Source organism: Phyllobacterium sp. 01N428 (assembly GCF_056399405.1).
In genome coordinates, this window is sequence record NZ_JBFTRH010000002.1 from 1 (window position 1) to 25746 (window position 25746).

Consider the following 25746-nt stretch of genomic DNA (forward strand, 5'->3'; position numbering starts at 1 on the left):
TTGACTTCCTGTCCTGTGGGTCGCACGACAGCAATACGGAATGTTAGCGTATCATACGACTTGGCGGAAATATTCATCAGATCCGTGGCAATCGTAGCATTGGGTTCTGTCCAGGCAAGCTCGAGATTATCGGCGATCGAAAGGAGCCCCCGGCCATTCCAACCGGTGTATTCAAAGCCCTCCGGCCTTTCGGGCATACAGCTTGTTTCTCCGGAGCCGCCCATGCCCATCGGGCAAGAGGCAATCGCATCAAAGCCGCTAAGCGTCAAGCTGCCGCCAAGTTCGTTGCGCTCCATACTGTCACTGCGTTCAAACCGCTGAATGAGCTTGCGCTTGTCGGCGCCTTTCTGCACGCTCAGAGCAACCCATTCATCGCAGGGACCATCGGCGGAGGGGCAGGCTGCATTCGGCAGGCGCGCCGCCGCATTCCAGTAGGAGGCAAATTTCTGTTCGCCTCCGACGTGGTAACGCATGAACGAACTGATGAGGAAATTGCCGCTGCGAGCCTGATCGTATTGGCTCAAACGGATGCCGTCCAGCCTGCCTGCGCCGCAATAGTCATCCCTATTGCCCTCTGCATCGTCCCTTATCCATACCGTGTTGTAGTAATTATGGTTGGCGCCCTTGACCAAGATCTGATAGCGCGGCGCCATATCGCTTATCGGGCCGAAGCGGTTATGATCATAGGCAATCGCTCCTTGAAGATCGATCACATCTCCATCGCAGCAGGACGGCGAGCGGCACATTGTTGATGCCCTGGTTCCCATCGAGATCGGTCGAGGCCAGCATGAAGGCGCCTTTGAAGTCATAGGGCTTTACGCTCTCGCGCCCGGCGGCATAGAACAGATTATAATCTTTGACGGCCGCCGCGAATTTGTCGTCGTCTATCTTGGCCGGTGCCGCCGCGACTGCAGGGCTTCCAGGAGTAGCCGGAATGGCGGCGGTTGCCGGGTTGACCGCTGCAATCAGCCGAGGATAATTCTGCTCAAAGAGAGAAGGATTGGCGATCAATGCGGCGCGCAGATCAGCCTCGGTCACGCCAAGGCGGGTCTGGTTGAATTTGACCGCATAGGAAACACCCTGTCCGCCGCGCGAATGACCCATAAGGCCGATACGATTGAAATCCAGTTTGTTCTTCAATGGATCAAGTACGTCTGGCTCGTCGTATTGGTTAACCTGACCGTACGTATCGATCTGGCGCAGCCGATCCAGCGTGCCCAATATGAGTTGCGCCCGCGACTGGCTGGACGCGTCTCCATTAATCTTGCTGCCCATATTGATTTCATTGGCGTCGATCGAAACCACGACATAGCCGTGAGTGGCCAGATCCTTGGCCATATAATCATAGCCTATATAGCTTGGATTCACGTTCCAATCATTCCCATGCATAAAGATGATGATCGGAAACCGCTCTGCCGTGGCGGCCGAATTCAGCGGCATGGGATAGCGTATGTTGCCCTGGACGCGGGTGGTGAAAACACGATCGTCGCTCGATGTCGCGACGTCATACCAGACATCAAAAGACTCTTCTCCGGCTGTCGACGCCACGAGGGTGCCCAGATAGTATTCAAGGGCCGGCGAAGCTTTGAATGTCGCGCCTCCAACGGTGTCGGGGGCGATTTCGGTAAACCGCACCACTTTTTCTTCCTCAGCGGGCATCACGATTTGCTTGTCGGTGGGCCCAGTGAGAGGAATTGCCTCGCCGCCGCCCAATTGTGGACCGGGAGACTCCGTTCCGGGAACGACGGTGACCGTTCCTTTGACCGGGCCGGGAGTTTCAGGGGCAGCTTCTTTCAAATCGCTCGTTGTCTCGAACGTTGATGCAACCACCGCGGGTTCGACCGTTTGCGCCGCTGATGCCGGCGCTTCCGTATCACCGTGATCACACGCCGACAAAAATATCATCATCATGCCAGCTATGCATGTTTTTTGTGCAATATGCTTTGTTTTATAAATCATCCAGTTTCACCCAATATGTGGCGTTTGCGTTTAAAAATGACCCAAAACACGTAGTTTGCCGATAAAGCATCCGGCAGCCTTTTTTCCGTGTACCTATCGCCAGCAATTTTCGTGCCAGAACGGGGCCCGCCGTTTTTTAATGGGCGACGAACGCTTGTACGGATGAATGAACACCCTGTTGCGTCTTCTCGGATCTATTAAAAAGCCAACGCGGGCGCAGAGAGCGGACAGGTTCAGCCACTAGCACCTGCACCATAAATTTCGGCGATGCCGCCTCCCGTTAACCTTGTGTTTAAACTTTTAAGCATTTGCCGAATCCGTTGTTTCTTTCCAATCCATGTGTCAGTACGATAAAGTAGCGGCGTAATGAGTATGGCGCGGGCGACTTCGCATGTGGTCAACCGCCCAATATTGTGAGGTAAACATGGCCACAGCCCCTAGAAGCAAAGCAGCCAAGACCGAAGACGAACTCGGCCAAGCTCTTGAAAAGGCGCTAGAAATCGATTTCGACGAATCGACGCTCGGCATGGATATGGATCTGTCGCCGATCGACGATGATCTTTTGTCCTTGAGCGACCTCGAAGCCCAGATTTCGCAGGCGGCGCAGGAATTGGCGGCTGAAAAGCACAATTTGACGCCGGATGCCGAACCTGTGCTGGTGGCTGAAACCAAACCTGCCCCTGCTCCCGTTGCCCCTGCCGCAAATGTTGCACCGCTTCCTGCACCAAAGCCGCAGATCAAGGCCGCCAACCCCATTCCCGCAGCGCCGCCGGCCCCGCCCAAGGCGCCTGCCGTGCCGTCGCAGACTTTCAAGCCGGCAAATGACGACCTGTTGCAAAAGGCAACAGCTGCCCGCGCCTCGACACCCGCCGCACAGATGCCGCGCTCCTATGCGCTGCCAACCACAATCGTCAGCGTATTGTGGGCTGCAGGCGTGCTCGCCGTCGGCAATGCGTTCTTCCCGGGGCTGCGCTCGATCCGCTCATTGTCCGACTTTGCCGCTGCTCCCTATGCCATAGGCCTTGCGGTCGCGATTATCGTGCCGATCATGCTGTTCTGGGCCTTTGCCCTCATGGTGCGCCGCGCGCAGGAGATGCAGTATGCAGCGCGCTCGATGGCAGAAGCCGCCATGCGCCTGTCAGAGCCGGAAATGCTCTCATCCGATCGCGTCGCGTCGCTCGGTCAGGCAGTACGCCGCGAAGTTGCCGCGATGAGCGAAGGCGTCGAGCGCACATTGGCGCGCGCCGTCGAACTCGAGACGCTGGTCCAGACCGAGGTCAACCAGCTCGAACGCGTCTATACGGACAATGAGTATCGCATCCGCACCCTCGTCGACCGTCTCGGCGGCGAACGCGAATCCGTTATCGGCCATGCCGAGCGCGTACGTGCCTCGATTTCCAGCGCGCACGAACAGCTCAAGGAAGAGTTGTCGTTGGCCGGCGATGCGCTGCGTGACAACATCGCTAATGCTTCGACAAACCTCACAATGTCGATCAGCCAGTCCGGCGAAGGCCTTATCGATCGGCTTACCCAGAGCGGCCAGGCGATCACGGAGTCCATCGTTTCACGCTCCGACGATATCTCGCACAAGATCAGCACATCGGGCGAAGCCTTTGCGAATCTTCTGGAAATGCGCATCGCTGCCCTTTCGGAGCAGACCGACGCGGTAAGCCTCAAGCTCGCCGACACCCTTGATGGCCGGACCAGCAGCATGTTGTCGCTGCTCGGCGACGCAACGCAGACGCTGGTCGGCGAATTCGACAATCGCCTTGCCGGCCTCGACGCGACCATCAACGAACGCGGCCGCTCGCTGCTGGCTGAGTTTGAAACCCGCGCCCAGTCACTCGATACGAGCACCGAACGCCTCAATTCCGCACTTGAGGCTCGTGCCCGCCAGATCAACGAACAATTGATCGAGCGCACGCGCGACATCGCCAAGACCTTCACGGATGGGCGCGCCTCCATCGACGGCATCGTCGACGAAACCAAGGCGAAGATCGGCAACGACCTGTCGAGCCTTTCGGAATCGGTCGGCAGCCTGCTCTCGACCAATGCAAATGCCTTTGCGGACCGCCTCGCGGAAAATCGCGAAGCGCTCGCTGCCACGCTTTCGGGCGAAACCGAACGCGCAGCTTCGATCATCCGCGAACAGGCGGGCCAGATCGGCGACCACACGTCCAATCTGCGTTCGATTCTTGAAACGAGCACTGCCGCCATCGGACAGATCATCGACAGTCACGCTGGCTCCCTCGAAGAACGCACCTCCGGCCTGCGCGCAGCCCTCGATGACAATGATGCCCGTATCGGCGCCACGCTCGAACAGCACGCCAAGGCGATCGAGGACCGCACATCCGGCATGCACGCCGCGTTCTCGGATACAGATGCCAAGATCCGGGAAACGCTCGAAGAACACGCACGTACCATCGACCTGCGCAGTTCAACCATCGAGGCCGCGATCAACGCCAACGACTCGCGTATCGGCCAGACACTCGACGCCCATGCCAAGATCATCGACGATCGCACATCCGGCATGCGCGCTGCCTTCGTCGACACGCATTCGAAGATCGCGCAGACCCTCGACCATCACGCCAAGAGCCTCGACGAGCGCAACCGCGAAATCCAGATCGCCCTATCGAGCAGCGATATCAAGCTCGGCGACACTCTGGCGGCGCATACCCAGGCGATCGATGCGCGCAATGCCGAGATTCAGACCACCCTGCTCAACAGCGGCGCACGCATCGACGATACGCTCGGCGGCTTCATCGACTCTGTCGACGATCGCACCAATCGCATTGAATCTGCCCTCGTCAACAGCGATGCGCGGATCAGCGATGTGCTCAATACCCATGCGAGCGCGATCGAGGATCGTACATCCGGTATCGAGCAGGCTCTGAGCCATAGCGACGAGCGCATCAACCGCACGCTTGCCTCCCACGCTTCGTCCCTCGATGCCCGCGCCGCGGACATCCAGGCCGCGCTGGACAGCACGCATTCGCGCATCGGCGACACGCTTGCCAATCATGCCAGCGATATCGAAGAGCGCACCGTCCGTATCCGTTCGGTGCTCGACGGCAGCAACAATGCCATCGGCAACACCCTCTCCTCGCATATCGCCTCGCTCGAAGAACGTGCATCGGATATCCGCTCGCTCCTCGACAACAGCAACAATGCGATCGGCGATACGCTTGCCTCGCATATCGGCGCTCTCGAGGCGCGCACCTCCGATATCCGCTCGGTGCTGGACAACAGCAACAACGCAATCGGCAACACGCTCTCGTCGCATATCGGCGCCCTCGAGGCACGCACGGCCGATATCCGTTCCGTGCTCGAAGGCAGCAACGGCCAGATCAACGAAACGCTTGCCTCGCATGTCGGCGCGCTTGAAGAGCGGGCGGCGGCGATCCGCGCGCTTCTCGCCGACAGCGACTCGCGCATTGGCGATACGTTGAATGCCCATGCAGGCATGCTCGATGACCGCATTGCCTCGATCCGTGCAGCCATGGAACAGGGCAATTCGCTGCTCGGCCAGACGCTGGACGACAAGGCAAGTACGATCAGCGACCGGACGGTTGCGCTCCAGGCCGTCTTGCAGGACAGCGCGGACGTTCTCGCCAAGGCCTTCGAAACGCACGGCGGGACCATCGACGAGCGCACCAACACCATGGAGAACGCGCTTTCCATGGGTGTGGAGAACGTTCGCAAGTCGCTCGAACAGAGTGCCTCGGTCGTGGCACGCACGCTGCGTGACAAGATCACCGACGCCGCTGCATCGCTCACCGGCGAGGCCCAGAAGGCTGGAGAGGCTCTCGACGGTCATGGCGAGGCCTTCAGCCAGCGCATGAACGAGAGCCTTGCCGAAACCGAGCGTCGTCTGGGTGAGCGGGCCCGCGAAGCTGCGGCCAATCTCGAAGCTCTGGAAGCCCGCTTCTCGGCAGCAACGGATTCAACCGCGTCGAAGCTCGCCGAAAGCACCCGCGAACTCAACGAGGTTCTCGCCGCCCGTTCGCAGGAGATACTCGGCATCCTCGACAATACGGCTCAGCCGCTCGTCGACAGCCTTGCCGACAATGGGCGCACCCTTGCCTCGCAGCTTGTCGAGGCGACAACTGCAGCAACGGAACGCCTGCGCGTCGAGAATGCCGCGCTTATCAATGCGATCGCCAGCCGCACGGCCGAAACGATCACGGCCGTTCAGGCCGCGAAGGCCGGACTTACCGACGATGTCAGCAACCTCATCGACCGTCTCTCCGCTTCCAACGCAAAGCTTGGCGAACTCATCGACATGGCCACCAAGAACCTGGGCGATATCGATGGCCGTTTGCTCGACACGACCACGGCCTTTGCCGAAAATGCGACCAAGGCGGCAGAGTCCTTCCAGACGTCGACACGCCTTATCGACGGCAATCTCGGCAAGCTCTCGAACCTCTCGGAGTCGACGCTCACCGACATCGCCTCGATCGCCAAGCGCTTTGACGAACATGGCAAGATGCTGAACTCGGCTTCGGACTTGATCAATGCGTCGCAGTCAAACCTCGCCTCGACCTTCGACGAGCGCCAGGACGCATTGCAGAAGCTTGCCGCCGGCCTCATCTCCAAGTCGGAAAGCATCGAGAAGACCATGCGTTCGTTCGAAACGCTCGTCTCCTCGGCCTTCGACCGGGCCGAAGGCCGCGCCTCGCAGACCACCGAGCAAATCCGCAATTCGATTTCCGAAGTGGTGGAACAGGCATCGCAGAAGTTTGCGACCGCAACGGACGAAATCCGCCGCTCCTCCGCGGCAATCCGCGCGGAACTCGAAGAGACCCGCTCCGAACTGCAGCGCGGCGTCATGGATATGCCGGAAGAGGCCAAGCAATCGACCGCTCAGATGCGCAAGGCCGTTTCCGAGCAGATCAACGCGCTCAAGGAACTCTCTGAAATCGTTCAGAAGTCCGGTCGCCTGACCGATGTTGGTGAAGGCCGCGCCGCACGCACGGCCACCGCTGGCCGGACAACGGCAACCGTCGCGCCGCAGCCGCAGCGCACGCCTCCGGCACCCGCGGCTCAGCCGGCACCTGCTCCTGCTGCACCGCCTCTGCGCGGCAGCCTCGACGCGCGTGCTGCTGCGCCCCGCCCTGCCGGCAATGGCTGGGTTTCGGATCTCCTTCGCCGCGCTTCGAGCGATGAAGGCCCGTCCGAGCCGAAGGCCAAGGCAACGGAAACGCGTTCCCCCGGCCAGGTTGTGGAATCGCTGAACTCGTTGTCCATCGATATTACGCGCGCCATCGACCACGAAGCGTCCGTGGAACTCTGGCAGCGTTACCGTGCTGGCGAGCGTAACGTCTTTACTCGCCGCCTCTATACGCTGAAGGGCCAGCAGACCTTTGACGAGATCAAGCGCAAGTATCAGGCCGACAGCGAGTTCCGCCGTGCCGTTGATCGTTACATGGATGATTTCGAGCGCCTGCTCGAAGATGTCAGCCGCAACGACCGCGACAATGTCACGACGCAGAATTACCTGACGTCCGATACCGGCAAGGTCTATACGATGCTGGCGCATGCGAGTAACCGCCTGCGCTAAGGTGGGGATAATGTGCAAGTGAAAAACGCGGCTCTCGGGCCGCGTTTTTTATTGGATCGTCCGATCTTTATTCTGCAATTTCTGCACTACTGAACCAAGCTTTTCGCGCAAGGCATCTGCGTCGCCCGAGAGCCTGCGGTTCGCATCGGAGAACCGCCCCACCCGCTCCCGCTCGCTATCGAGACTGTGCTGCAGGTCGGCAACCTTCCGTTCAAAGCCGGCAATCAGTTCGCGGCTTTCGGCGTGTATTTCAGTCTTGCCGGCGGTACGACCCGCGAAGAACGAGCAGGTTATCGCCGTCGATCCCGCAACCGCCAGAAATAGCATCTGCGTCACGGATAGATGCCTGACAATTTGTAAAAACGATTGCTGGCGATACATTGGCAATCCAACTTAAAAACAACTGCTGGGCTCAAATGCATTCGTAAGTTCGAAAAATTAAATGACCGACAGAGTCCATGTAACGACGTCGGACGTCACATTATCAAAGGCGCGGTCGAGGGCAGAGATATAGGCGTCGTTCCCCGGTCCGCTGACGGGCGAAGACGACCGGAAAACCCGTGATGCGCGCACAGTGCCGTTCTTGTCGTTCAGGATTCTGATGGCGATTTCGACCACGGCATTGTTGCCGCGCTCGACATCGATATCGAAGGTGCGGACTTCGCTGAGCACCTGATAGTCGATGGCAAGGCCGTCGCCCGGACGCCCGACGCCGCCTAGACGGTGCGTGCTTTCAAAAGCCTGGACAAAGCGCGACTGGACGATGCTAGGCAGCCTGTCTGCCCATTGTGCGCCCTTCAAATAGGAAATCGAATGCGGGCCTGAGCGCACGACGACATTCTCGCCATCAAGCGCTTTCAGCGCCGATGGCGCAGCGATGAGAATTTGCCTGCCTTGCTTGCGCGAAGCCGATACGGCAGGCGACGGGCTGGAGAGATCGAACGTGTCTAGTTTCTTGCTGCTGGCGCAGCCAGAAACAGACAAGGCAATAAGTAACGCGGGAACGGTCCTGAAACTCACCAATGCCCCCCAACGAAGCAAAACGAACTGTAAATATCTATTAACCTTCATGCTTTGCGAATCGACCAAAGTCAACGGCGTGTGCGTCCGTCATACTCAGGAACGCTGCCGCTACCGCCGAAAATGACCCGCTGCGGATTTTTCTCAAGATCGGTGATCGCGCGCTCGATGCGCTGCACCGACTGGCGGCTCTCATTGACGAGGGACTGAACGTCACGCAGGCCCTGCCCCGAAAAGCGGTTGATATTGTCGGTGATCGGTCCGAGCCGGGCATTCAAATTGTCGGCAACCGCGCGATATGACTTCATCGTTTCACGCGCCTCGCGGACCACGCTGCCATCCTGATCGGACAATTGCGTGTCGAGCTTGGCAAGCACGCCATCGACGCGCGTCGAAGCGGTGTTGAGCTTGGCCATCATCTCGCGCGCTTCCTTGACGACCGCCTGCACATCCTCGGCGCTCTGGCTGAACTTGTCGATGACCTCGGAATTCTTGGCGAGCGCATCGGTGAACTTCTTGGTGTTGTTGACCGTGTCGACCAGCGGTCCCTTGACCTCGGTGATGAAGCTTTCGATCGAACTGACCGCCCCGTCCACGCGCTCGAGAATGGTTTGCGCCTTTTGCAGAAGGTTGTTCACCACGGAGGGGTCGGCGTCCATGCGGGCAATCTGCTCGTCCTTGGCCGCTTCCTCGAGGAGGTTCGGCTCGTTGAGCTTGCCGCCCTTGAGTTCGATGAAGGCCTGGCCGGTCAAGCCGGCAAAGCCGAGCGTCGCCTGCGTGGACCGTGTTATCGGCGTTGTCGCATTGACTTCCGTCTGCGCAATCACGGCGTCGGGATTATTGTCGTCGATCGAGAGCTTCTTGACCGTACCGACCTTGATGCCGTTGAACAGAACCTGGCTGCCTTCGGAAAGACCGGTAACCGAGCCGAGAATACGGATTTCCAGCGTCGCTGTCTCGCTGCGATCGCCATAGCGCGCAATCCAGTATACGAACGCGAACGCAAGGGCGCAGATCACAAGCGTGAAAACACCGACCAGAACATAGTTGGCTTTCGTTTCCATGCGTTAGCTTACCTGACCCTTTTGCCCTTGCTCAGATACCGCCGCCGCACGGACGCCTTCTGATCTGCGCTTTGTCTTGCCGTCATTGACGATCTGGCGCGCACGCTTGCCGCGGAAATATTCCTGAACCCACGGATCGTCAAACGCCAACATGTCTTCGATGGTTCCTTCGACAAGAACCTTCTTCTTTCCCAATACAGCGATTCGGTCACACACCGCGAACAGGCTGTCGAGATCGTGGGTCACCATGTAGACGGTGAGGCCCATCGTATCGCGCAGGTTGGCGATGAGTTCGTCGAAATCGGCAGCGCCGATGGGATCAAGGCCGGACGTCGGTTCGTCGAGGAAGACGATCTCGGGGTCGAGCGACAGCGCCCGAGCCAGCGCCGCGCGCTTGATCATGCCGCCGGAAAGTTCGGATGGAAATTTCTCGGCTGTATCGGGCTTCAACCCGACGAGTTCGATCTTGAGCCGCGCGAGTTCGTCCATCAGCCTTTCGGGAATATCGAGATATTCTCGCATGGGCACCTGGATGTTTTCAAGCACAGTCAGGGACGAGAACAACGCACCGTGCTGGAACAGGACGCCCATGCGCATGTCGACGCTGAGTTTCTCCTGATCATTCGCACTGTCGATGTCATGACCGAAAATGCTGATCGTGCCGGATTGCTTCTGATTGAGCCCCAGGATCGTGCGCATGAGCACGGACTTGCCCGTGCCGGACGCGCCGACGAAGCCCAGAATTTCGCCGCGATAGACATCGAGCGAGAGATTATCGAGCACTTTGGACCGACCAAAGGAAACGCTCACATCCTTGACCGACAGGATGATGTCTCGTTCTTCGGTGCTGCCGTTTTCCTGCTGCGCTGTCGGCGTCATTGGGTCTTCTTAAATCTCCGGCTTTAAAAATTGATCGATGCGTAGAATACGGCAAAAATGCCATCGACCACGATCACGACGAAAATGGATTTAACAACAGATGCGGTCACGCGCTGGCCAAGCGACTCGGCGCTGCCACCGACCTTCATGCCCTCGACCGAGGCCATGACGCCGATGATCATGGCCATGAACGGCGCCTTGATCAAGCCCGCAAGATAGCTCGAAATATCAATGGCATCGCGCAGACGCTGAATAAAGGCATCTGGCGGAATTCCCGAATAGGCCCAGGTAATGGTCATGGCGCCGGCAAGCGCGGCAAAATCGGCGATGATGGTCAAAAGCGGCAGCGAAATGACGAGCGCGACCAAGCGGGGAAATACCAGCACGCCGACAGGATTGAGGCCGATAACCGTCAGCGCATCGGTCTCCTCGCGCATTTTCATCGAGCCGATTTCGGCGGTGATCGCGCTGCCGGACCGGCCGGCGATCATGATCGCGGTCAGAAGCACGCCGATCTCGCGCAAAACCAGGATGCCGACGAGATCGACGACGAAAATCTCCGCGCCGAAATAGCGGAGCTGGAATGCACCCTGCTGCGCGATGATCGCCCCGATGATCGTCGACATCAGCACGACCACCGGAATGGCCCCAATGCCCATGCTGTCGATCTGGTGCACGATCGCCGCAGGGCGAATGCTGCCCCGGCGGCTGCCCTTCATCTGCGCGCCGCGAACGGTAGCGCCGAGTATGTGCATGGATTTGACGAAGTCGTCGCCAAACGCGTAGACGTTGCGTCCGATTGCGGCAAAGAAACGCACCGTGAGGGACACATGCTCCGGCGGCGGCGAATCATCAGGCGTGGTCGCAACTTCGCCGACAGCATCGAAGAGCGCGCCCCAGCTTTCCGATTGACCCTCGATCTTGACGTCCTTGCCGGCCTCCTGCAGCGTCGTACGCAGGCGCTCGATCAGCCACGTTCCTGCCGTATCGAGGAGTTCAATGCCGGAAAGGTCGATCACAAGCTTGGAAATGCTGGTATCGCGCTCGATTTCGCGCATGCGCTCGTCAACACGCCTGACATTGCGGGTTGTCCACGCACCCGATAGCGCAACAGTCGCGCCGTCGCCTTCCTTCTGGAATTCGACGTGGGGCGGCGCGGCGGTAGAAGCACTTGAATTGTTTGCTCTATCGGTCAACATCACACACACATATCGAGTCTCTCGACCGATGTCACTTGAACAATAGTTTCGGATAGGGCCCAAACAATGGCGCTGGAAATTTCGATTTCGGTTGAACGCTGGCCCATCGCCGGAACCTTCACGATCTCGCGTGGATCGAAGACCGAGGCAGCCGTGGTCATATGCACATTGACCGATGGCCCATTCATTGGAAGAGGCGAATGCGTGCCCTATGCGCGCTATGGCGAGAGCCTCGAATCGGTGTGCGCCGAGATCGAGGCCCTGCGCGGCGCGCTGATAAACGGCGCGACACGCGATGACCTGCCGGCCCTGCTCAAGGCCGGCGCCGCCCGCAACGCGGTCGATTGCGCATTGTGGGACCTCGAAGCCAAGCGTAGCGGAACCTCCGTTGTGGCCCTTGCCGGTCTCGCTCCTCTCCAGGAATTAACGACGGCGGTTACGGTGTCGTTCGGCGAAGCCGAGGCGATGGCAGCTTCGGCCAGGAGTTTCGCCGACAGGCCCGTGATCAAGGTCAAAGTCGGCGGCGAGAACGATGCGGCGCGCATCGCGGCGGTGGCGGCGGCAGCGCCGGCAAGCCGCATTATCCTCGACGCCAACGAGGGCTGGACCGATGCAAATATCATTGAAAACATGCTGGCGGCGGCCAAGGCCGGCGCCGTGCTGATAGAGCAACCGCTGCCCGCTGGAAAGGATGCGATCCTTTCCAGGATACCGCACCCGGTTCCGATCTGCGCCGATGAAAGCGCACACGGCACCGACGATCTTCCGGCCCTGATCGGCCGCTATGACAGCATCAACATCAAGCTCGACAAGACCGGCGGCCTGACGGAAGCGCTGCTCATGCAAAGGACCGCCCGCGCGCTTGGATTTGGCGTCATGGTGGGCTGCATGGTCGGAACCTCGCTCGCGATGGCTCCGGCGATGCTGGTCGCCCAGGACGCGGATTTTGTCGATCTGGACGGTCCGTTGATTCTCAAGGAGGATCGAGCGCCGGGCCTGGTGTTCGAGGGCAGCCGGGTTTTCCCACCGAGCCGCGATCTCTGGGGCTAATTTTGCCTCTGTTCCAGCCGTAGCGACACGCCCGCAAGCACAAGGCCGCAGGCGGCAAGCGCAACCATCACATAGAAGCCGTAAATTTCCGTCCTGGCATAGAGCGGCCCGGAAACCATCGTCGCGATGGCCAGCGAGGTTCCGATGAAGAATGTCGAAAGCCCCTGGGCGGTGCCGCCGCGTTCCTCGGGGATCGTCAGCGCAATCATCTTCTGCATGCCAAGAAATGAGAGCGCGAATGAGAAAGCGTGGAGGCTCTGGATGAGAAAGAAGCCCACGACACCCAATCCCGAAGGGGCGACGAGCGGAAACGCGGCCCATCGAAACATGGCAAAGGCCGAGCCGACCATCAGCACCCGCGCAGGGTGAAGCTTTCCGAAAAGGCGTCGAAACATCGTGAACATGATCACTTCGGCAACAACCGAGATCGACCATAATGCGCCGATCACCGTTTCGCCGATTCCGATCGACTTCCAGTAGATCGCAGAGAAACTGTAGCCATAGGCATGGCTCGCCTGCGTGATCCCGGTTGCGATCAAGAAGGTGACGAAGGCGGGACGACGCAGTGCCCTGCCCGCATCGGCAATATCGACATCGGAAAGCGGCGAGAGCCGGCGCGGCTTGCCGATGCGCGGTACGACGAAGCTCATGGCGCATGCGGCAATGAGTGTGGCCAGCAGGGCCGAAGGGATGATCCACTCGCCGAAATACTGGATGAAGACTCCCCCGGCGAAGGAGGCAAGCAGGAAGGAGATCGATCCCCAAACCCGCATCTTCGCAAAGTCGGCTCCATAACGGCGAACGCCGGAGAGCGCAATCGTATCGGCGAGCGGCACTTGCGATGTCCATGGCGGTGCCAGCATCAGCGATACGATCAATATGCCGGCAAAGCCGAAGGGAACGAAATAGAAGGCAGCGACGATGACCGCAAGGACAGTTGCTGTCGTCAGGATATGCGCCCGGTCGTTGGACCGGTCGGCGAGCATTGAAACAAGCGGCGCGGCGATGACGCGCACGAAAAGCGGCATGGAAAGGACGATCGAAATCTCGGTCGGTGTCAGCGCCCGGTATTCGAGCCACAAGGGAAAATACGGCAGGTGCAGGCCGCTCGAGGCGAAGATGGCGAAATAAGCGAGAGCCACCCGCAGCTCGAAGCGAGGCGGCTTGTCGAGACCGGGATCCGCAGAGGCGGTGATCATTGCAGGACTTTCGGAAGAACGAAGACGGCTGGGGAGAATCGCAATCATGATCCGCCCGCGCCACGCACCTATCACGAAATACTGCACCCGCCTAGAAATGCTCGCGATAATTGTGGGAGTTCTATAGGTCCGACGGTTGCCGCGCCGGGACCGCGCGCTTGCGGCCTATCCACCTGGCGACAGCTTCGCGCGAAGGAACGATCTCCGTCAGCGCGCTTTCGAAGATATCGGCGCAAGCTTCCCAGCTGAAGCTCCTGAGCCGATCATCGGGATCGATCTTACCCATCGCCAGCGCGCCAAGCGCGGCTTCGTTGAGATCGTCGGAAAGGACGCCGGCGCCCGAGACGCCAATCACATCCTTCGGACCTGGGACTGGATAGCCGGCCACGGGCACGCCACAGGCGATCGCTTCGAGCAGCACGAGCCCGAACGTGTCAGTGCGGCTCGGAAAGACGAACACGTCAGAACCCGCGTAATAGCGCGCCAGTTCCTCACCCTCCTTCTTGCCGGCAAAAACCGTATCCGGATACTTGCGTTTTAGCTCCGGCAAACTCGGCCCGTCACCGACGACGAGCTTCGTCCCTGGCAGATCGAGCGCCAGGAAGGCTTCGAGGTTCTTCTCCGGCGCGACCCGCCCGACACACAGGAAGATCGGCCGGTTAAGTTTGAGATCGACCTCCGGTTGGGGGCGGAAGAGCTTGCGATCGACGCCGCGGGTCCACACCTTCAGCGTCTTGAAACCGCGCGCGGAAAGTTCGTCGTTGATCGATTGCGTCGGCACGAGGCACGTTTCGGCGGCATTGTGAAAGCGGCGCAGGAAGGCATAGGTCCAGGCCAGCGGCACCGGCAGGCGCTCGCGCAGATATTCGGGAAAGCGCGTGTGGAAGCTGGTCGTGAACCGCCAATTATTCCTGAGGCAGGCACGTCGCGCCATGATGCCCAGTGGACCTTCCGTCGCGATATGGACGAAAGCCGGCTGCAGCGCCTCGATGCGCGCTTTCACGGCATGCGGCAGCGTCAGCGCCAGGCGAATTTCCGGGTAGGTCGGGCACGGAGCCGAACGGTAGTCGGCCGGCGAGATGATCGTGACCTCGAAGCCGCGCGCCTCCATTTGCTCGCGCAACTTCGTCAGGGTACGTACGACCCCATTGACCTGGGGATGCCAGGCGTCCGAAACGATAACGAGCCGTTTGGGCTGCGCGCTTGGCTCAGGCCGCATTCGCCGCCTTCGGGCGCTTGTCATCGAGGCGGATGACCGGAGCAAATCCGGCCTGTTCACCGATCAGGTGCGTCCACGACAGGAGTTCCATGCGGCCGTCAAAATGCTCGACGATGGCCGTGCAGCTCTCCACCCAGTCGCCGGTATTGATATATTCGATACCGTCGATCTGCTCGATGGTTGCGTGGTGAATGTGCCCGCAGATGACACCGTCAGCGCCGATGCGGCGCGCTTCATCGGAAACGACGGTCTGGAACGAGCCGATGAAATTGACCGCCTTCTTGACCCGGAATTTCGCCCAGGCCGAGAACGACCAGTAGCGCAGGCCGAGCATGCGCCGCACCTTGTTCATGATGGTGTTGATCGCGAGGGCCGCGTCATAGGCCCAGTCGCCGAGATAGGCGATGTGGCGGGCGTTGCGCACCACTACATCGAACTGGTCGCCATGAATGACGAGGAACTTTCGTCCATCCGCGGTCTCGTGCATCGTCCGGTCCATAACCTCGATGCCACCGAAATGGGTGCCCTGGAAATCGCGCAGGAACTCGTCATGGTTGCCGGCGATATAGAGGATGCGCGCGCCCTTGCGGCTCTTGCGCAGCAGCTTCTGCACGATATCATTGTGCTCCTGCGGCCAGTGCCAGCTGCGGCGGAGGCGCCAGCCGTCGACGATATCACCGACGAGATAGATCGTATCGGCATCGTGATACTTCAGGAAATCCAGAAGAAAACTGGCTTTCGCACCTTTCGAACCGAGATGGACATCGGAAAGAAAAAGAGTGCGGAATTTGCGGGCCTCGTTCTCGACCATGATGCTGATCTCCGTTCAGCGCTGACGCGGGGCGTCCGGTTGCGCTGACACAAACCCGATTCATGTCACAATCATATGACGGTGCGGAAAACTGCATGTTTTCGGATGATAAACACTTGTAACAAAATGGACTTCATTTATGCGTCTGGATGTTATTCAAGCATGCTAGAAATGCCTGAACTGATGATTTGTGAACGCGCCGCACCAATTTCCGGAAGGACCCGCTCCATGGCCAACGACAAAACGCCCAGCAGCTCTGACCTCGATGAAAGCGCGCTGTTCTACCACCGCTTTCCTCAGCCGGGTAAGCTGGAAATCCAGGCCACCAAGACGCTCGGCAACCAGCGCGATCTCGCGCTCGCCTATTCCCCCGGTGTTGCCGCCCCGTGCCTTGCCATTCACGAAGACCCGGCGACCGCCGCTGACTATACAAGCCGCGCCAACCTCGTCGCCGTGGTTTCCAACGGAACTGCGGTGCTTGGCCTTGGCAATATCGGCCCCCTCGCCTCCAAGCCGGTCATGGAAGGCAAGGCGGTGCTATTCAAGAAGTTCGCCAATATCGACGTCTTCGACATCGAGATCGACGCCAAGGAAATCACGCGCATTGTCGACGTCGTCTCCGCGCTCGAACCGACCTTCGGCGGCATCAATCTCGAAGACATCAAGGCGCCGGAATGTTTCGAGGTCGAGGAACAGCTGCGCGCCAAGATGAACATCCCTGTCTTCCATGACGACCAGCACGGCACCGCCATCATCGTCGCCGCTGCAATCCTCAACGGCATGGAGCTTGCCGGCAAGGACCTTTCCAAGATCAAGATCGTTGCCTCGGGAGCCGGCGCTGCCGCCCTCGCCTGCCTCAATCTTCTCGTCAAGCTTGGTGCGGACCGCAACAACATTTGGGTCTGCGACATTGACGGCGTTGTTTACGAGGGCCGCAATACGCTGATGGACCGCTGGAAATCGGTCTATGTGCAAAAGACCGATGCGCGCGTCCTAGCCGATGTCATCGGCGGGGCCGACGTCTTCCTCGGCCTTTCTGCCGCCGGCGTGCTCAAGCCAGAGCTCCTCAAGCAGATGGCGCCGAACCCGCTGATCATGGCGCTCGCCAATCCGACACCGGAGATCATGCCGGAGGAAGCCCGCGCCGCGCGCGCCGACGCGATGATCTGCACCGGCCGCTCCGATTTCCCCAACCAGGTGAACAACGTCCTTTGCTTCCCCTATATCTTCCGCGGCGCGCTCGATTGCGGCGCGAGAGCGATCAACGAAGAGATGAAGATGGCCGCCGTCCAGGCCATCGCGGCGCTCGCCCGCGAAGAACCATCCGACGTTGCTGCCCGCGCCTATTCAGGCGAGACCCCGACCTTCGGACCGAACTACCTCATTCCCTCGCCCTTCGACCCCCGGCTCATCTTGCGCATCGCGCCGGCCGTCGCCAAGGCAGCCATGGATACCGGCGTCGCCGAGCGTCCGATCGACGACTTCGATGCCTATCTTGACCGCTTGAACCGCTTCGTCTTCCGTTCCGGGCTTATCATGAAGCCGATCTTCACGACGGCGAAAACGGCTGAGAAGAAGCGCGTGATCTATGCCGATGGCGAGGACGAACGCGTCCTGCGCGCCGCGCAGGTCGTGCTCGAGGAAGGGATTGCGCTTCCGACGCTGATCGGACGCCCGCAGGTCATCGAGACGCGCCTCAAGCGCTACGGCCTGAAGATCAAGGTCGGCAAGGACTTCGATATCATCAATCCCGAGGACGACCCGCGCTACCGCGATTACGTCGATCTTCTGGTCAAGCTCACCGGGCGGCGCGGCACCACCCCGGAAGTGGCGCGCACCATGGTTCGCGCCAGCAGCACCGTCATTGCCGCGCTCGCCATCGTGCGCGGCGAGGCGGACGCCATGATCTGCGGGCTTGAAGGACGTTTCGAGCGGCATTTGCGCAATGTCGACCAGATCATCGGCAAGCTCGAAGGCATCCGCAATTTCTCGGCGCTCAGCCTGCTTATTTCGCAGCGCGGCGTTCTCTTCCTCACCGACACCTATGTAAGCATCGATCCGACGGCGGAGGAGATTGCCGAAAAGACCGTGCTCGCGGCGAGCGAAATCAGCCGCTTCGGCATCGAGCCCAAGGCGGCCTTGCTGTCGCATTCGAATTTCGGATCGCGCGATTCCGAAAGCGCCGCAAAGATGCGCCATGCATCCGAACTGCTCCGTGCCAAGGCACCGCATCTCGAGCAGGACGGCGAAATGCACGGCGATTCGGCGCTGTCGCAGGTGCTTCGCGAACGGGTGCTGCCGCATTCGCGGCTGAACGGCGAGGCCAACCTCCTCGTCTTCCCCAATCTCGATGCTGCAAACATCACGCTCAATGTGGTCAAGAGCGTTACCGACGCGCTCCATGTCGGGCCGATCCTGCTCGGCGCTGCCAAGCCGGCCCATATCCTGACGCCTTCCGTGACATCGCGCGGCATCGTCAACATGACTGCGCTTGCCGTAGTGGAGGCATCACAGCGCGTTGATTGAGACAGGGACCGTCTTATTGCTGCCGCATGGCCGTGGATGGTTCAGGCGCATTCGCACCCGTCGAATGCCCCTGAACTTTCCGGACCGCCTCATGCATCGGACACTCCAATCTGCCATCATCGCCGCTTCCGCAATTCTCGCCACGGCCCCGCTTGCGTATGCCAATTCCGACAATTGCGTGCGGATGCAGGAACGTCTCGACCAATTGAACAGCAATGCCGATGTCGACGACTACGAGTTGCAACTGCGCCACGACCGCGTGGTGGCTGCCCTCGATGCCAATGACTGCCCCATCATTGATTCGCCCATTCACGATGAGCCGCGTTACGACATGCCGCTGCGCGATCAACCGATACCGGATTATCCGGTGCACGAGGCACCCCAGCGCGATTACCCTCTGCGTGACACGCCGCGGCGCGCGACCGCCGCGCCTTCCTATGAGATTTACGGATCCGAGCCGGAACCTGTCGAGCCGGAAATGAGCACGGCTCCCGTTTCCGGCGGACGTTACCAGACGCTATGCGTGCGCAGCTGCGACGGCTATTATTTCCCGATCTCCTACGATACGGGCGCGGAAAATTTCGCGCGCGATCAGGCGCAATGCCAATCCCAATGTACGGGCGCGAAACTGTTCTATCGGCCAACTGAGAACCAGGACCCGGCCGCGATGGTTTCGCTGCGCGGCGATGCCTACCGGAGCACGCCGAACGCCTTCAAATTCCGCAAGGTCGGCGCCAATGGAACGCCGCAATGCAGCTGTCAAAAGACGGCCGGCGACTTCAAGGCCCTTGGCGATCCGAGGAAAGTGGCAGCGCCAACGCCCAAACCCGCTATGGCCGAGCCAACCAAACCGGCCGCACCAAGGATCGAGACCGCGACGCCTGGCGAGGCTGCAAAGCCATCAGTCCAACCGCAAGAGGCCAAGGCCGAGCCTACCGTTCCCGCCGGCGAGCCCGCGACGCAGGCCTCCTCGATCATTCAACTCGGGCAGCCAGAGGCGAAAAAGGCCGAGGTGGAGAAGCCGAAGCCGCTCACCGAAGACAAGCCGATCGATCCCAACCGTAAGGTCAGGGTCGTCGGGCCAACGTTCCTTCCCGACCAAGAAGGGGCAGCAGATCCGCAAGTTCCGGACCAGAAGTCAGCCCGGTAAGCGCGATGCGCAGCGGCATGAACAGGCTCTTGCCCTTGCGCCCGCTCTGATCCTTGACCGCATCGGTCCACTGTTTCCAGGTCTCGCGGCTCCAGGGCTCGGCCGGCAACAGGTCGAAGGCGGCGCGCACGAAATCGGCATCCTCGGCCGCCACAGCCACATCCGTTGCAGGCCCCTCGTTCACGATCGTCCACCAGGCGGCGGCATCTGAAACCTTTGAAAGGTTGCCGCGCACGGCGAGCCAGAAGGCTCCCGCCCGGTCGCCCACGATACCAAGCGCTGCGAGCCGTTCACTGACTTCCTCGAAAGGCATCGCATGGATCAGGGCACGGTTGAGCGCATCGAGATCGGCAGGGTCGAATTTCGACGCGGATTTCGATGTCGCAGCCGGATCGAAAATCGCGGCCAGCGAAGCCATGTCCGGCACGGCGGTAACATTTTCCGATGTGCCGATCAGCACGGCAAGGCTCGCCACCGCCATCGGCTCGTAGCCATCGCGGCGCAGGCTGCCGATCGACAATGCGCCGGTGCGTTTGGAAATACCTTCGCCCGACGCCGTCGTCAGAAGATTGATATGGCCGAGCGCCGGAACCTTCGCGCCCAGCGCCTCGATGATCGAGATCTGGACGCCGCTATTGGTGATGTGGTCATTGCCGCGGATGATATGGGTAATGTCCATGTCGATATCGTCGACCACCGAAGTAAAGGTATAAAGATAGGTCCCATCCTCACGCACAAGGACCGGATCGGACAGCGACGAGAGATCGACGGTTTCGCGGCCGCGCACCAGATCGTCCCAATGAACCTCGGTGCGTGCTATCGCAAATGGATCGTCCTTGAAATTCGGCAGCAGAAACCGCCAGTGCGGCCGGCGACCCTCGGCCTCGAGCTTCTCCCGATCGGCCGCGGTCAGCTTCAAAGCCTCGCGGCCATAGATCGGCGGCAACCGGCGCGCCAGCCGCAGCTTGCGCTTGCGCTCGAGTTCCTCGGCGGTCTCGTAGCACGGATAAAGGACGCCTGCTGCCTTGAGCTTTTCGGCAGCAGCGTCATAGAGCGGGATGCGCTTCGACTGATATTCGATGCGCACTGGCTCGATGCCGAGCCATTCAAGATCGGCGATCGTTGCCTCGGCATATTCCGTCTTCGAACGCACGGTATCCGTATCGTCGAAGCGGAGGATGAACTGCCCCTTGTTCTGCAGCGCGAACAGCCAGTTGAACAAGGCGATGCGTGTGTTGCCGATATGGATGAAGCCGGTCGGAGACGGTGCAAAACGGACGATGGTGGTCATTGGTGGGGCATATCGGATGGCGCCTGCAATGGCAATATGGGCCGCGATTGCGCGCGGCCCATATTTCTTTAGTCGTCGTTGAGGACGAGGCCCTTCGTCAACTCCAGCGCCTGCCGTTCGAACAGACTGCGGTAGATGCCGCCGCCGAGCCGGATCAGCGCCTCGTGGTTACCCTCCTCGACGATCTTGCCGTGGTCGAAGACCAGTAGCCGGTCAAGCGAGCGCACCGTGGAAAGACGATGCGCAATGACGAGCGTCGTCCGTCCCTGCATCAGCCGCTCCATCGCCTGCTGGATCAGCACTTCCGATTCTGAATCGAGGCTCGATGTCGCCTCGTCCAGAATGAGGATCGGTGCATCCGCAAGGAACGCGCTGGCGATCGCCACACGTTGCCGCTCGCCGCCCGAAAGCTTGACACCACGCTCGCCGACGAGCGTGCTGTAGCCCTTTGGCAGCGCCGAGATGAACTCGTGCGCGCTTGCTTGCCGCGCCGCTTCCTCGATCTCCTCCTGTGAGGCGCCGGGACGGGCATAGGCGATGTTCTCCGCCAGCGTCCGGTGAAACAGGATCGGCTCCTGCTGCACGATGGCGATTTGCTGGCGCAGCGACGCCTGCCTCACCTCGGCGATATCCTGACCGTCGATCAGAATCCGGCCCGCCTTCACGTCGTGCAGACGCTGGATCAGCTTGACGAATGTCGTCTTGCCCGACCCGGAATGACCGACGAGCCCCACCCGCTCGCCCGCACGGATCGTCACCGAGAACCGGTCATAGAGCGGCAGGCGGTGCGCACCGTAGAGGAAGGTGACGTTGTCGAACTCGATCCTGCCATCGGTGATGACAATTGGCTTTGCACCCGGACGATCCTCGATGCCGAGGCGCTGACTCTGAATATCAACCAGCTCCTCCATGTCGTTGATCGAGCGCTGCAAGTTGCGAATGTGCATCCCGACTTCGCGCAAGTATCCCTGCAGGATAAAGAACGATGTCAGCACAAAGGTGATGTCACCGGCGCTGGCATTTCCGTCTGCCCAGAGGATAAGCGCAAAACCGATCACCGCCGCCCGCAGGAAGAGCAGCATCGTGCCTTGTGTCGTCCCGTTCCAGGTTCCCCTGATCCAGGTGCGCGCCGTCCGGTCCTTCCACTTGTCCAGAACCTTGACGAGACGCGCATCCTCGCGGCTTTCCGCGCCAAAGCCCTTCACCACCATGTTGCAGCTGACGGCGTCCGCAAGCGAACCGCCGAGCTTCGTATCCCAGCGATTGGCAAGGCTTGCCATCGGCGCGACGAAGCCGAGCGACATCATCACCGTAACAGTGACGAAAACCAGCGAACCTATGCCGATAATGACGCCCATCAGCGGCCAGTACCAGGCCATCAGGATCGTCGATCCTGCGAGCATTATGATCGATGGGAACAAGGCTAGCAGCAGCGTATCGTTAAGCAGATCGAGCGCCCACATGCCGCGCGTTACCTTGCGCACGGTCGATCCGGCAAAGCTGTTCGCGTGCCAGTCCGTCGAGAAACGCTGGATGCGATAGAATGCGCCGGAAGCGATGTCGGTCATCATCTTCAAGGTCAGGTGCGTCACCGCAACGAACGTGACATGCCTGAGAATAATCGCGCCGAGCGACAGGGCAAGAAGCGCCCCGAACGCCGCCATTGCCGCATTCCAGACAATTTCCTCACGGGCGTGCCCATTGACGACGGCATCGACGAGCCGGCCAGAATAGAGCGGCGTCAATACGTCGGCAAGGGTCGAAAGCATGACCGCCCCGGCGATAATGCCCACGCGCACCGGCTGTTTTTGCCAGTGGCGCCAGGTGAATCCGAGAACGGCGCGGAATGCTCCCCCGCGCAGGTTGAAACGCAAAAAATTCATGACAATGTCCGGCGCCCAATTGCACCGGCCTCACAGATAATCAGGAACGAGCTTGCCGTGTAGTGGATAGGAATCAGTACGGCAGAAGTGATTTGGCGACTTGCCCGAATACGGGAAAGGCCAATGTCGGCGATGGGTTACCTTGACGTGTGAAGGTAATTGAAAAGCCTCGTGGGCTTTTCCGCATCACGTGTCAGGAACGAACGCCGCCCCGCGGGGACATATGGAAAACTGTCATTCGAAAACCTCCCGGTCTTCATTGCCGGACTTGGGCTTATAGGTGAATCGCTTTCGCGCGCCAAGCACCAATTTTTTCAACTTCGTGTGTTTGCGACATAGGTGAGGCGCGCTTGCAACAGTTGCCTCGACTAACGGCCCTGTCGGTCGAGTGAGTTCATATCATCGTGGTTGCCGACCAATTCGAGCAGATAATATTCCTCGTCGATCTTTGACATCGCAACGCGCAGCCTTATGTCGGCCCTGATCGTATAATATTTCAACCCGGTGCGGCGTTTGAAATCCAATTCAGTGTGCTGCCGATCCATCACAAACAGCCGCAATGCCTCCCGGACCAACTGCCGTTGGTCGTTCGAGAGTCTAGACAGGGATTTTTTGAATCGGTTGGTATAGTCCAGCTGAATCATTAATGCTTCAAAATGCGATCAAACCAATTATCAAAATCTTCGATTGAACTCAGTGCATCACCAACCGGGCAGTTGTCCGGGTGATACTCCTCGGGAATGAGCCCGACGCTTTCTTTAAAATGCTGGAGGATCTCGGTATGCTTTTCGATTGCCGCCAGAGCCCTGGCAAGGCCGCTGCTCACGACTTCACTTTCGTGAGCAGATGGAGAAATTTCTTGCAGCCTCTTTTGGGCCGACCTTAAATCGACCAGCCGATCATCCAAATTCCTGAAAACTTCGGGCAGTGCATCCTCAGCGAAATAGGAAATCGCAGGCTCGATCTGATCGTCGGGGATTTGGTCGAAGGCCGCTCGGATCTTCTCGAGTGCTGCCAGAAACGACTTTTGCCATACGGATACCTGGCGCTCATATCGCTGCACGGCCGCATTGAACTCAATCATCACGTCAGGCGTGTACGTAGGCGATTGGACAGCAAATTGAGGAGATGTCGGCAGCTCCGCAATCACGCCGGCAAATTCCTGTCTAAATGCCATCAGCCCCATCGTTCACTCCTTCGATCCCAATATGGGTAATCCCCGGGCAATTGTCACGCTGATTTGACGCGCGCCTCAGCGGTCCCGGAATCGATTGGTGATCGGATAGCGGCGGTCGCGACCGAAATTCTTCCTGGTGACCTTCACACCCGGAGCCGATTGCCGGCGCTTGTATTCGGCGATGTAGAGAAGGTGCTCGATCCGCTCGACCGTCGCCCGATCGTGACCGCGCTCCACGATTTCATCGACGCTCATCTCGTTCTCGACGAGGGATTCCAGAATATCGTCGAGAACGGGATAGGGCGGCAGCGAGTCCTGGTCGGTCTGGTTTTCACGCAGTTCGGCCGACGGCGCCTTGCTGATGATGTTGACCGGAATGACCTCGCCCGAAGGCCCGAGGCCACCGGCGGGAACGTTCTTGTTGCGCCACTCGGACATGGCGTAGACCTGCATCTTGTAGAGGTCCTTGATTGGATTATAGCCGCCGTTCATGTCGCCATAGAGCGTGGCATAGCCGACCGACATCTCCGACTTGTTGCCCGTCGTCACTACCATCGAACCGAACTTGTTGGAGATCGCCATCAGGATTGTACCGCGGGCGCGGCTTTGCAGGTTTTCCTCGGTGATCCCTTCCTTGGTGCCTGCGAAAATCGGGCCCAGCGCCTTGAGAAAACCCTCTACCGGCTCGAAGATCGGCACGATGTCGTAGCGGCAGCCGAGCATGCGGGCACAATCCTCGGCATCCTTTAGCGAATCCTTCGACGTATAGGCATAAGGCATCATCACCGCGCGCAGGCGTTCTTCGCCCAGGGCATCGACGGCAAGCGCGGCGCAGATCGCCGAATCGATGCCGCCGGAAAGCCCGAGCACGACATCCTTGAAGCCGTTCTTGTTGACGTAGTCGCGCAGGCCAAGCATGCAGGCGCGGTAATTGGCCTCCTCCCCCTCAGGGATGCGCGACATTGGACCTGCGCCGCACGACCAGCCGGCCGCGCCCCGCTTCCAGGATGTTACCATCAGTTGCTCTTCGAACTGCGACATCTGGAAGGCCAGGTTCTTGTCGGAATTGAAAGCAAAGGAGGCGCCGTCGAAAATGAGATCATCCTGGCCACCGAGCTGATTGGCGAAGATAAGGGGCAACCCCGTCTCGATCACCTGGCGCAGCGCCACCTGATAGCGAACGTCGACCTTGCCGCGATAATAGGGCGAGCCATTGGGAACACAGAGAATCTCCGCGCCGCTCTCGGCCAGCGTTTCGCAGACACCCAGATCACCCCAGATATCCTCGCAGATCGGAACGCCGATCCGCACGCCGCGGAAGTTCACCGGCCCCGGCATCGGACCGGCCTGGAACACGCGCTTCTCGTCGAACTCGCCATAATTCGGCAGGTCCACCTTGAAACGCTCGGCGATAACCCTGCCCTCGTCCAGTACCATGACGGCATTGTGCAGGCCCGATGGCCGTTTCAACGGAATCCCGATAATCACACCCGGACCGCCATCCGCCGTATCGGCCGCAAACTCGTTCACCGCCTTCTCGCAGGCATCTATGAACGAACGCTTCAGAACAAGATCTTCCGGCGGATAGCCCGAGATGAATAGCTCGGTGAAGAGGATCAGATCGGCGCTCTGCCGCGCTGCATCGACCCGCGCCTCACGGGCTTTGGCAAGATTTCCTTTGATATCGCCGAGCACGGGGTTGAGCTGAGCGATAGCGATGCGGAGGATGTCAGTATTTTTGCTCATAGTGAACATATAT

19 protein-coding genes are annotated in these 25746 nt (G+C 59.8%); 4 read left to right on the forward strand and 15 right to left on the reverse strand.

Annotated features, from left to right (window positions below; all coding sequences use genetic code 11):
• Both AC1DNI_RS08045 and AC1DNI_RS08050 read right to left on the reverse strand, forming a co-directional pair.
• Positions 1-713, reverse strand: a 713-nt coding sequence (locus tag AC1DNI_RS08045; RefSeq protein ID WP_477691502.1) for a hypothetical protein, incomplete at its 3' end; no start/stop codon positions are given.
• A complete protein-coding gene (locus AC1DNI_RS08050; RefSeq protein ID WP_477691503.1) occupies positions 682-1959 on the reverse strand; it encodes an alpha/beta hydrolase in 1278 nt (425 codons plus the stop codon). The genes AC1DNI_RS08045 and AC1DNI_RS08050, both read right to left, overlap by 32 nt.
• Before the next feature lie 424 nt (positions 1960-2383).
• Here AC1DNI_RS08050 and AC1DNI_RS08055 point away from each other — a divergent pair, with 424 nt between their 5' ends.
• Positions 2384-7519 carry an apolipoprotein A-IV repeat region-like domain-containing protein gene (locus AC1DNI_RS08055; protein ID WP_477691504.1) on the forward strand — a complete coding sequence of 1712 codons (5136 nt, stop codon included), beginning with the start codon at positions 2384-2386 and terminating at the stop codon, positions 7517-7519.
• Positions 7520-7567: 48 nt separating this feature from the next.
• Here the strand turns inward: AC1DNI_RS08055 and AC1DNI_RS08060 are convergent, their stop codons facing one another.
• The 5 genes from AC1DNI_RS08060 to AC1DNI_RS08080 all read right to left on the reverse strand — a co-directional run bounded on the left by AC1DNI_RS08060 (position 7568) and on the right by AC1DNI_RS08080 (position 11681).
• The gene (locus AC1DNI_RS08060; protein WP_477691505.1) at positions 7568-7855 is read right to left on the reverse strand and encodes a hypothetical protein; all 288 of its coding nucleotides are present in this window, start codon (positions 7853-7855) and stop codon (positions 7568-7570) included.
• A 102-nt stretch (positions 7856-7957) separates the two neighbouring features.
• Complete coding sequence (locus tag AC1DNI_RS08065; protein WP_477691506.1) at positions 7958-8542, reverse strand: ABC-type transport auxiliary lipoprotein family protein; 585 nt, start codon at positions 8540-8542, stop codon at positions 7958-7960.
• Positions 8543-8610: 68 nt separating this feature from the next.
• Positions 8611-9603 (reverse strand): MlaD family protein, encoded by a 993-nt coding sequence (locus tag AC1DNI_RS08070; RefSeq protein ID WP_027231677.1) that lies wholly within the window; start codon positions 9601-9603, stop codon positions 8611-8613.
• Between the two features lie 3 nt (positions 9604-9606).
• Positions 9607-10482, reverse strand: a complete 876-nt coding sequence (locus AC1DNI_RS08075) for an ABC transporter ATP-binding protein (protein WP_091921977.1) — start codon at positions 10480-10482, stop codon at positions 9607-9609.
• Between the two features lie 23 nt (positions 10483-10505).
• Positions 10506-11681, reverse strand: coding sequence for an ABC transporter permease (locus tag AC1DNI_RS08080; RefSeq protein WP_027231678.1), 1176 nt, complete (start codon positions 11679-11681; stop codon positions 10506-10508).
• Positions 11682-11747: 66 nt separating this feature from the next.
• On the opposite strand from AC1DNI_RS08080, the gene dgcA reads away from it, so the two are divergent.
• Positions 11748-12731, forward strand: a complete 984-nt coding sequence (gene dgcA, locus AC1DNI_RS08085) for an N-acetyl-D-Glu racemase DgcA (RefSeq protein WP_477691507.1) — start codon at positions 11748-11750, stop codon at positions 12729-12731.
• Here dgcA and AC1DNI_RS08090 read toward each other — a convergent pair.
• From AC1DNI_RS08090 to AC1DNI_RS08100, 3 genes are all read right to left on the reverse strand, one after another.
• A complete protein-coding gene (locus tag AC1DNI_RS08090) occupies positions 12728-13930 on the reverse strand; it encodes an MFS transporter (RefSeq protein WP_477691508.1) in 1203 nt (400 codons plus the stop codon). The genes dgcA and AC1DNI_RS08090 overlap by 4 nt on opposite strands.
• Positions 13931-14051: 121 nt before the next feature.
• On the reverse strand, positions 14052-15149 hold the full coding sequence (locus AC1DNI_RS08095; protein WP_477691509.1) for a glycosyltransferase family 4 protein: 1098 nt from the start codon (positions 15147-15149) through the stop codon (positions 14052-14054).
• Positions 15139-15960, reverse strand: a complete 822-nt coding sequence (locus tag AC1DNI_RS08100) for a UDP-2,3-diacylglucosamine diphosphatase (protein ID WP_027231681.1) — start codon at positions 15958-15960, stop codon at positions 15139-15141. The genes AC1DNI_RS08095 and AC1DNI_RS08100 overlap by 11 nt, the downstream gene beginning before the upstream one ends.
• 228 nt (positions 15961-16188) lie before the next feature.
• Between AC1DNI_RS08100 and AC1DNI_RS08105 the strand changes: the two genes are divergently transcribed.
• Both AC1DNI_RS08105 and AC1DNI_RS08110 read left to right on the forward strand, forming a co-directional pair.
• Positions 16189-18486, forward strand: a complete 2298-nt coding sequence (locus tag AC1DNI_RS08105; RefSeq protein WP_091921986.1) for an NADP-dependent malic enzyme — start codon at positions 16189-16191, stop codon at positions 18484-18486.
• A 91-nt stretch (positions 18487-18577) separates the two neighbouring features.
• Positions 18578-19636 (forward strand): DUF2865 domain-containing protein, encoded by a 1059-nt coding sequence (locus AC1DNI_RS08110; protein WP_477691510.1) that lies wholly within the window; start codon positions 18578-18580, stop codon positions 19634-19636.
• Here the strand turns inward: AC1DNI_RS08110 and gltX are convergent.
• The 5 genes from gltX to AC1DNI_RS08135 form a co-directional block, all read right to left on the reverse strand.
• On the reverse strand, positions 19554-20927 hold the full coding sequence (gene gltX / locus AC1DNI_RS08115) for a glutamate--tRNA ligase (RefSeq protein WP_477691511.1): 1374 nt from the start codon (positions 20925-20927) through the stop codon (positions 19554-19556). The genes AC1DNI_RS08110 and gltX overlap by 83 nt on opposite strands.
• A gap of 68 nt (positions 20928-20995) precedes the next feature.
• Entirely contained in the window at positions 20996-22810 is a 1815-nt protein-coding gene (locus tag AC1DNI_RS08120) for an ABC transporter ATP-binding protein (protein WP_477691512.1), read from the reverse strand.
• Between the two features lie 368 nt (positions 22811-23178).
• Positions 23179-23334, reverse strand: coding sequence for a hypothetical protein (locus AC1DNI_RS08125; RefSeq protein WP_477691513.1), 156 nt, complete (start codon positions 23332-23334; stop codon positions 23179-23181).
• 119 nt (positions 23335-23453) lie between these two features.
• Positions 23454-23996, reverse strand: a complete 543-nt coding sequence (locus tag AC1DNI_RS08130) for a hypothetical protein (RefSeq protein WP_477691514.1) — start codon at positions 23994-23996, stop codon at positions 23454-23456.
• A 66-nt stretch (positions 23997-24062) separates the two neighbouring features.
• Positions 24063-25733: an NAD+ synthase gene (locus tag AC1DNI_RS08135; RefSeq protein WP_477691515.1), complete on the reverse strand. Its 1671-nt coding sequence runs from the start codon at positions 25731-25733 to the stop codon at positions 24063-24065.
• Positions 25734-25746 lie beyond the last annotated feature (13 nt).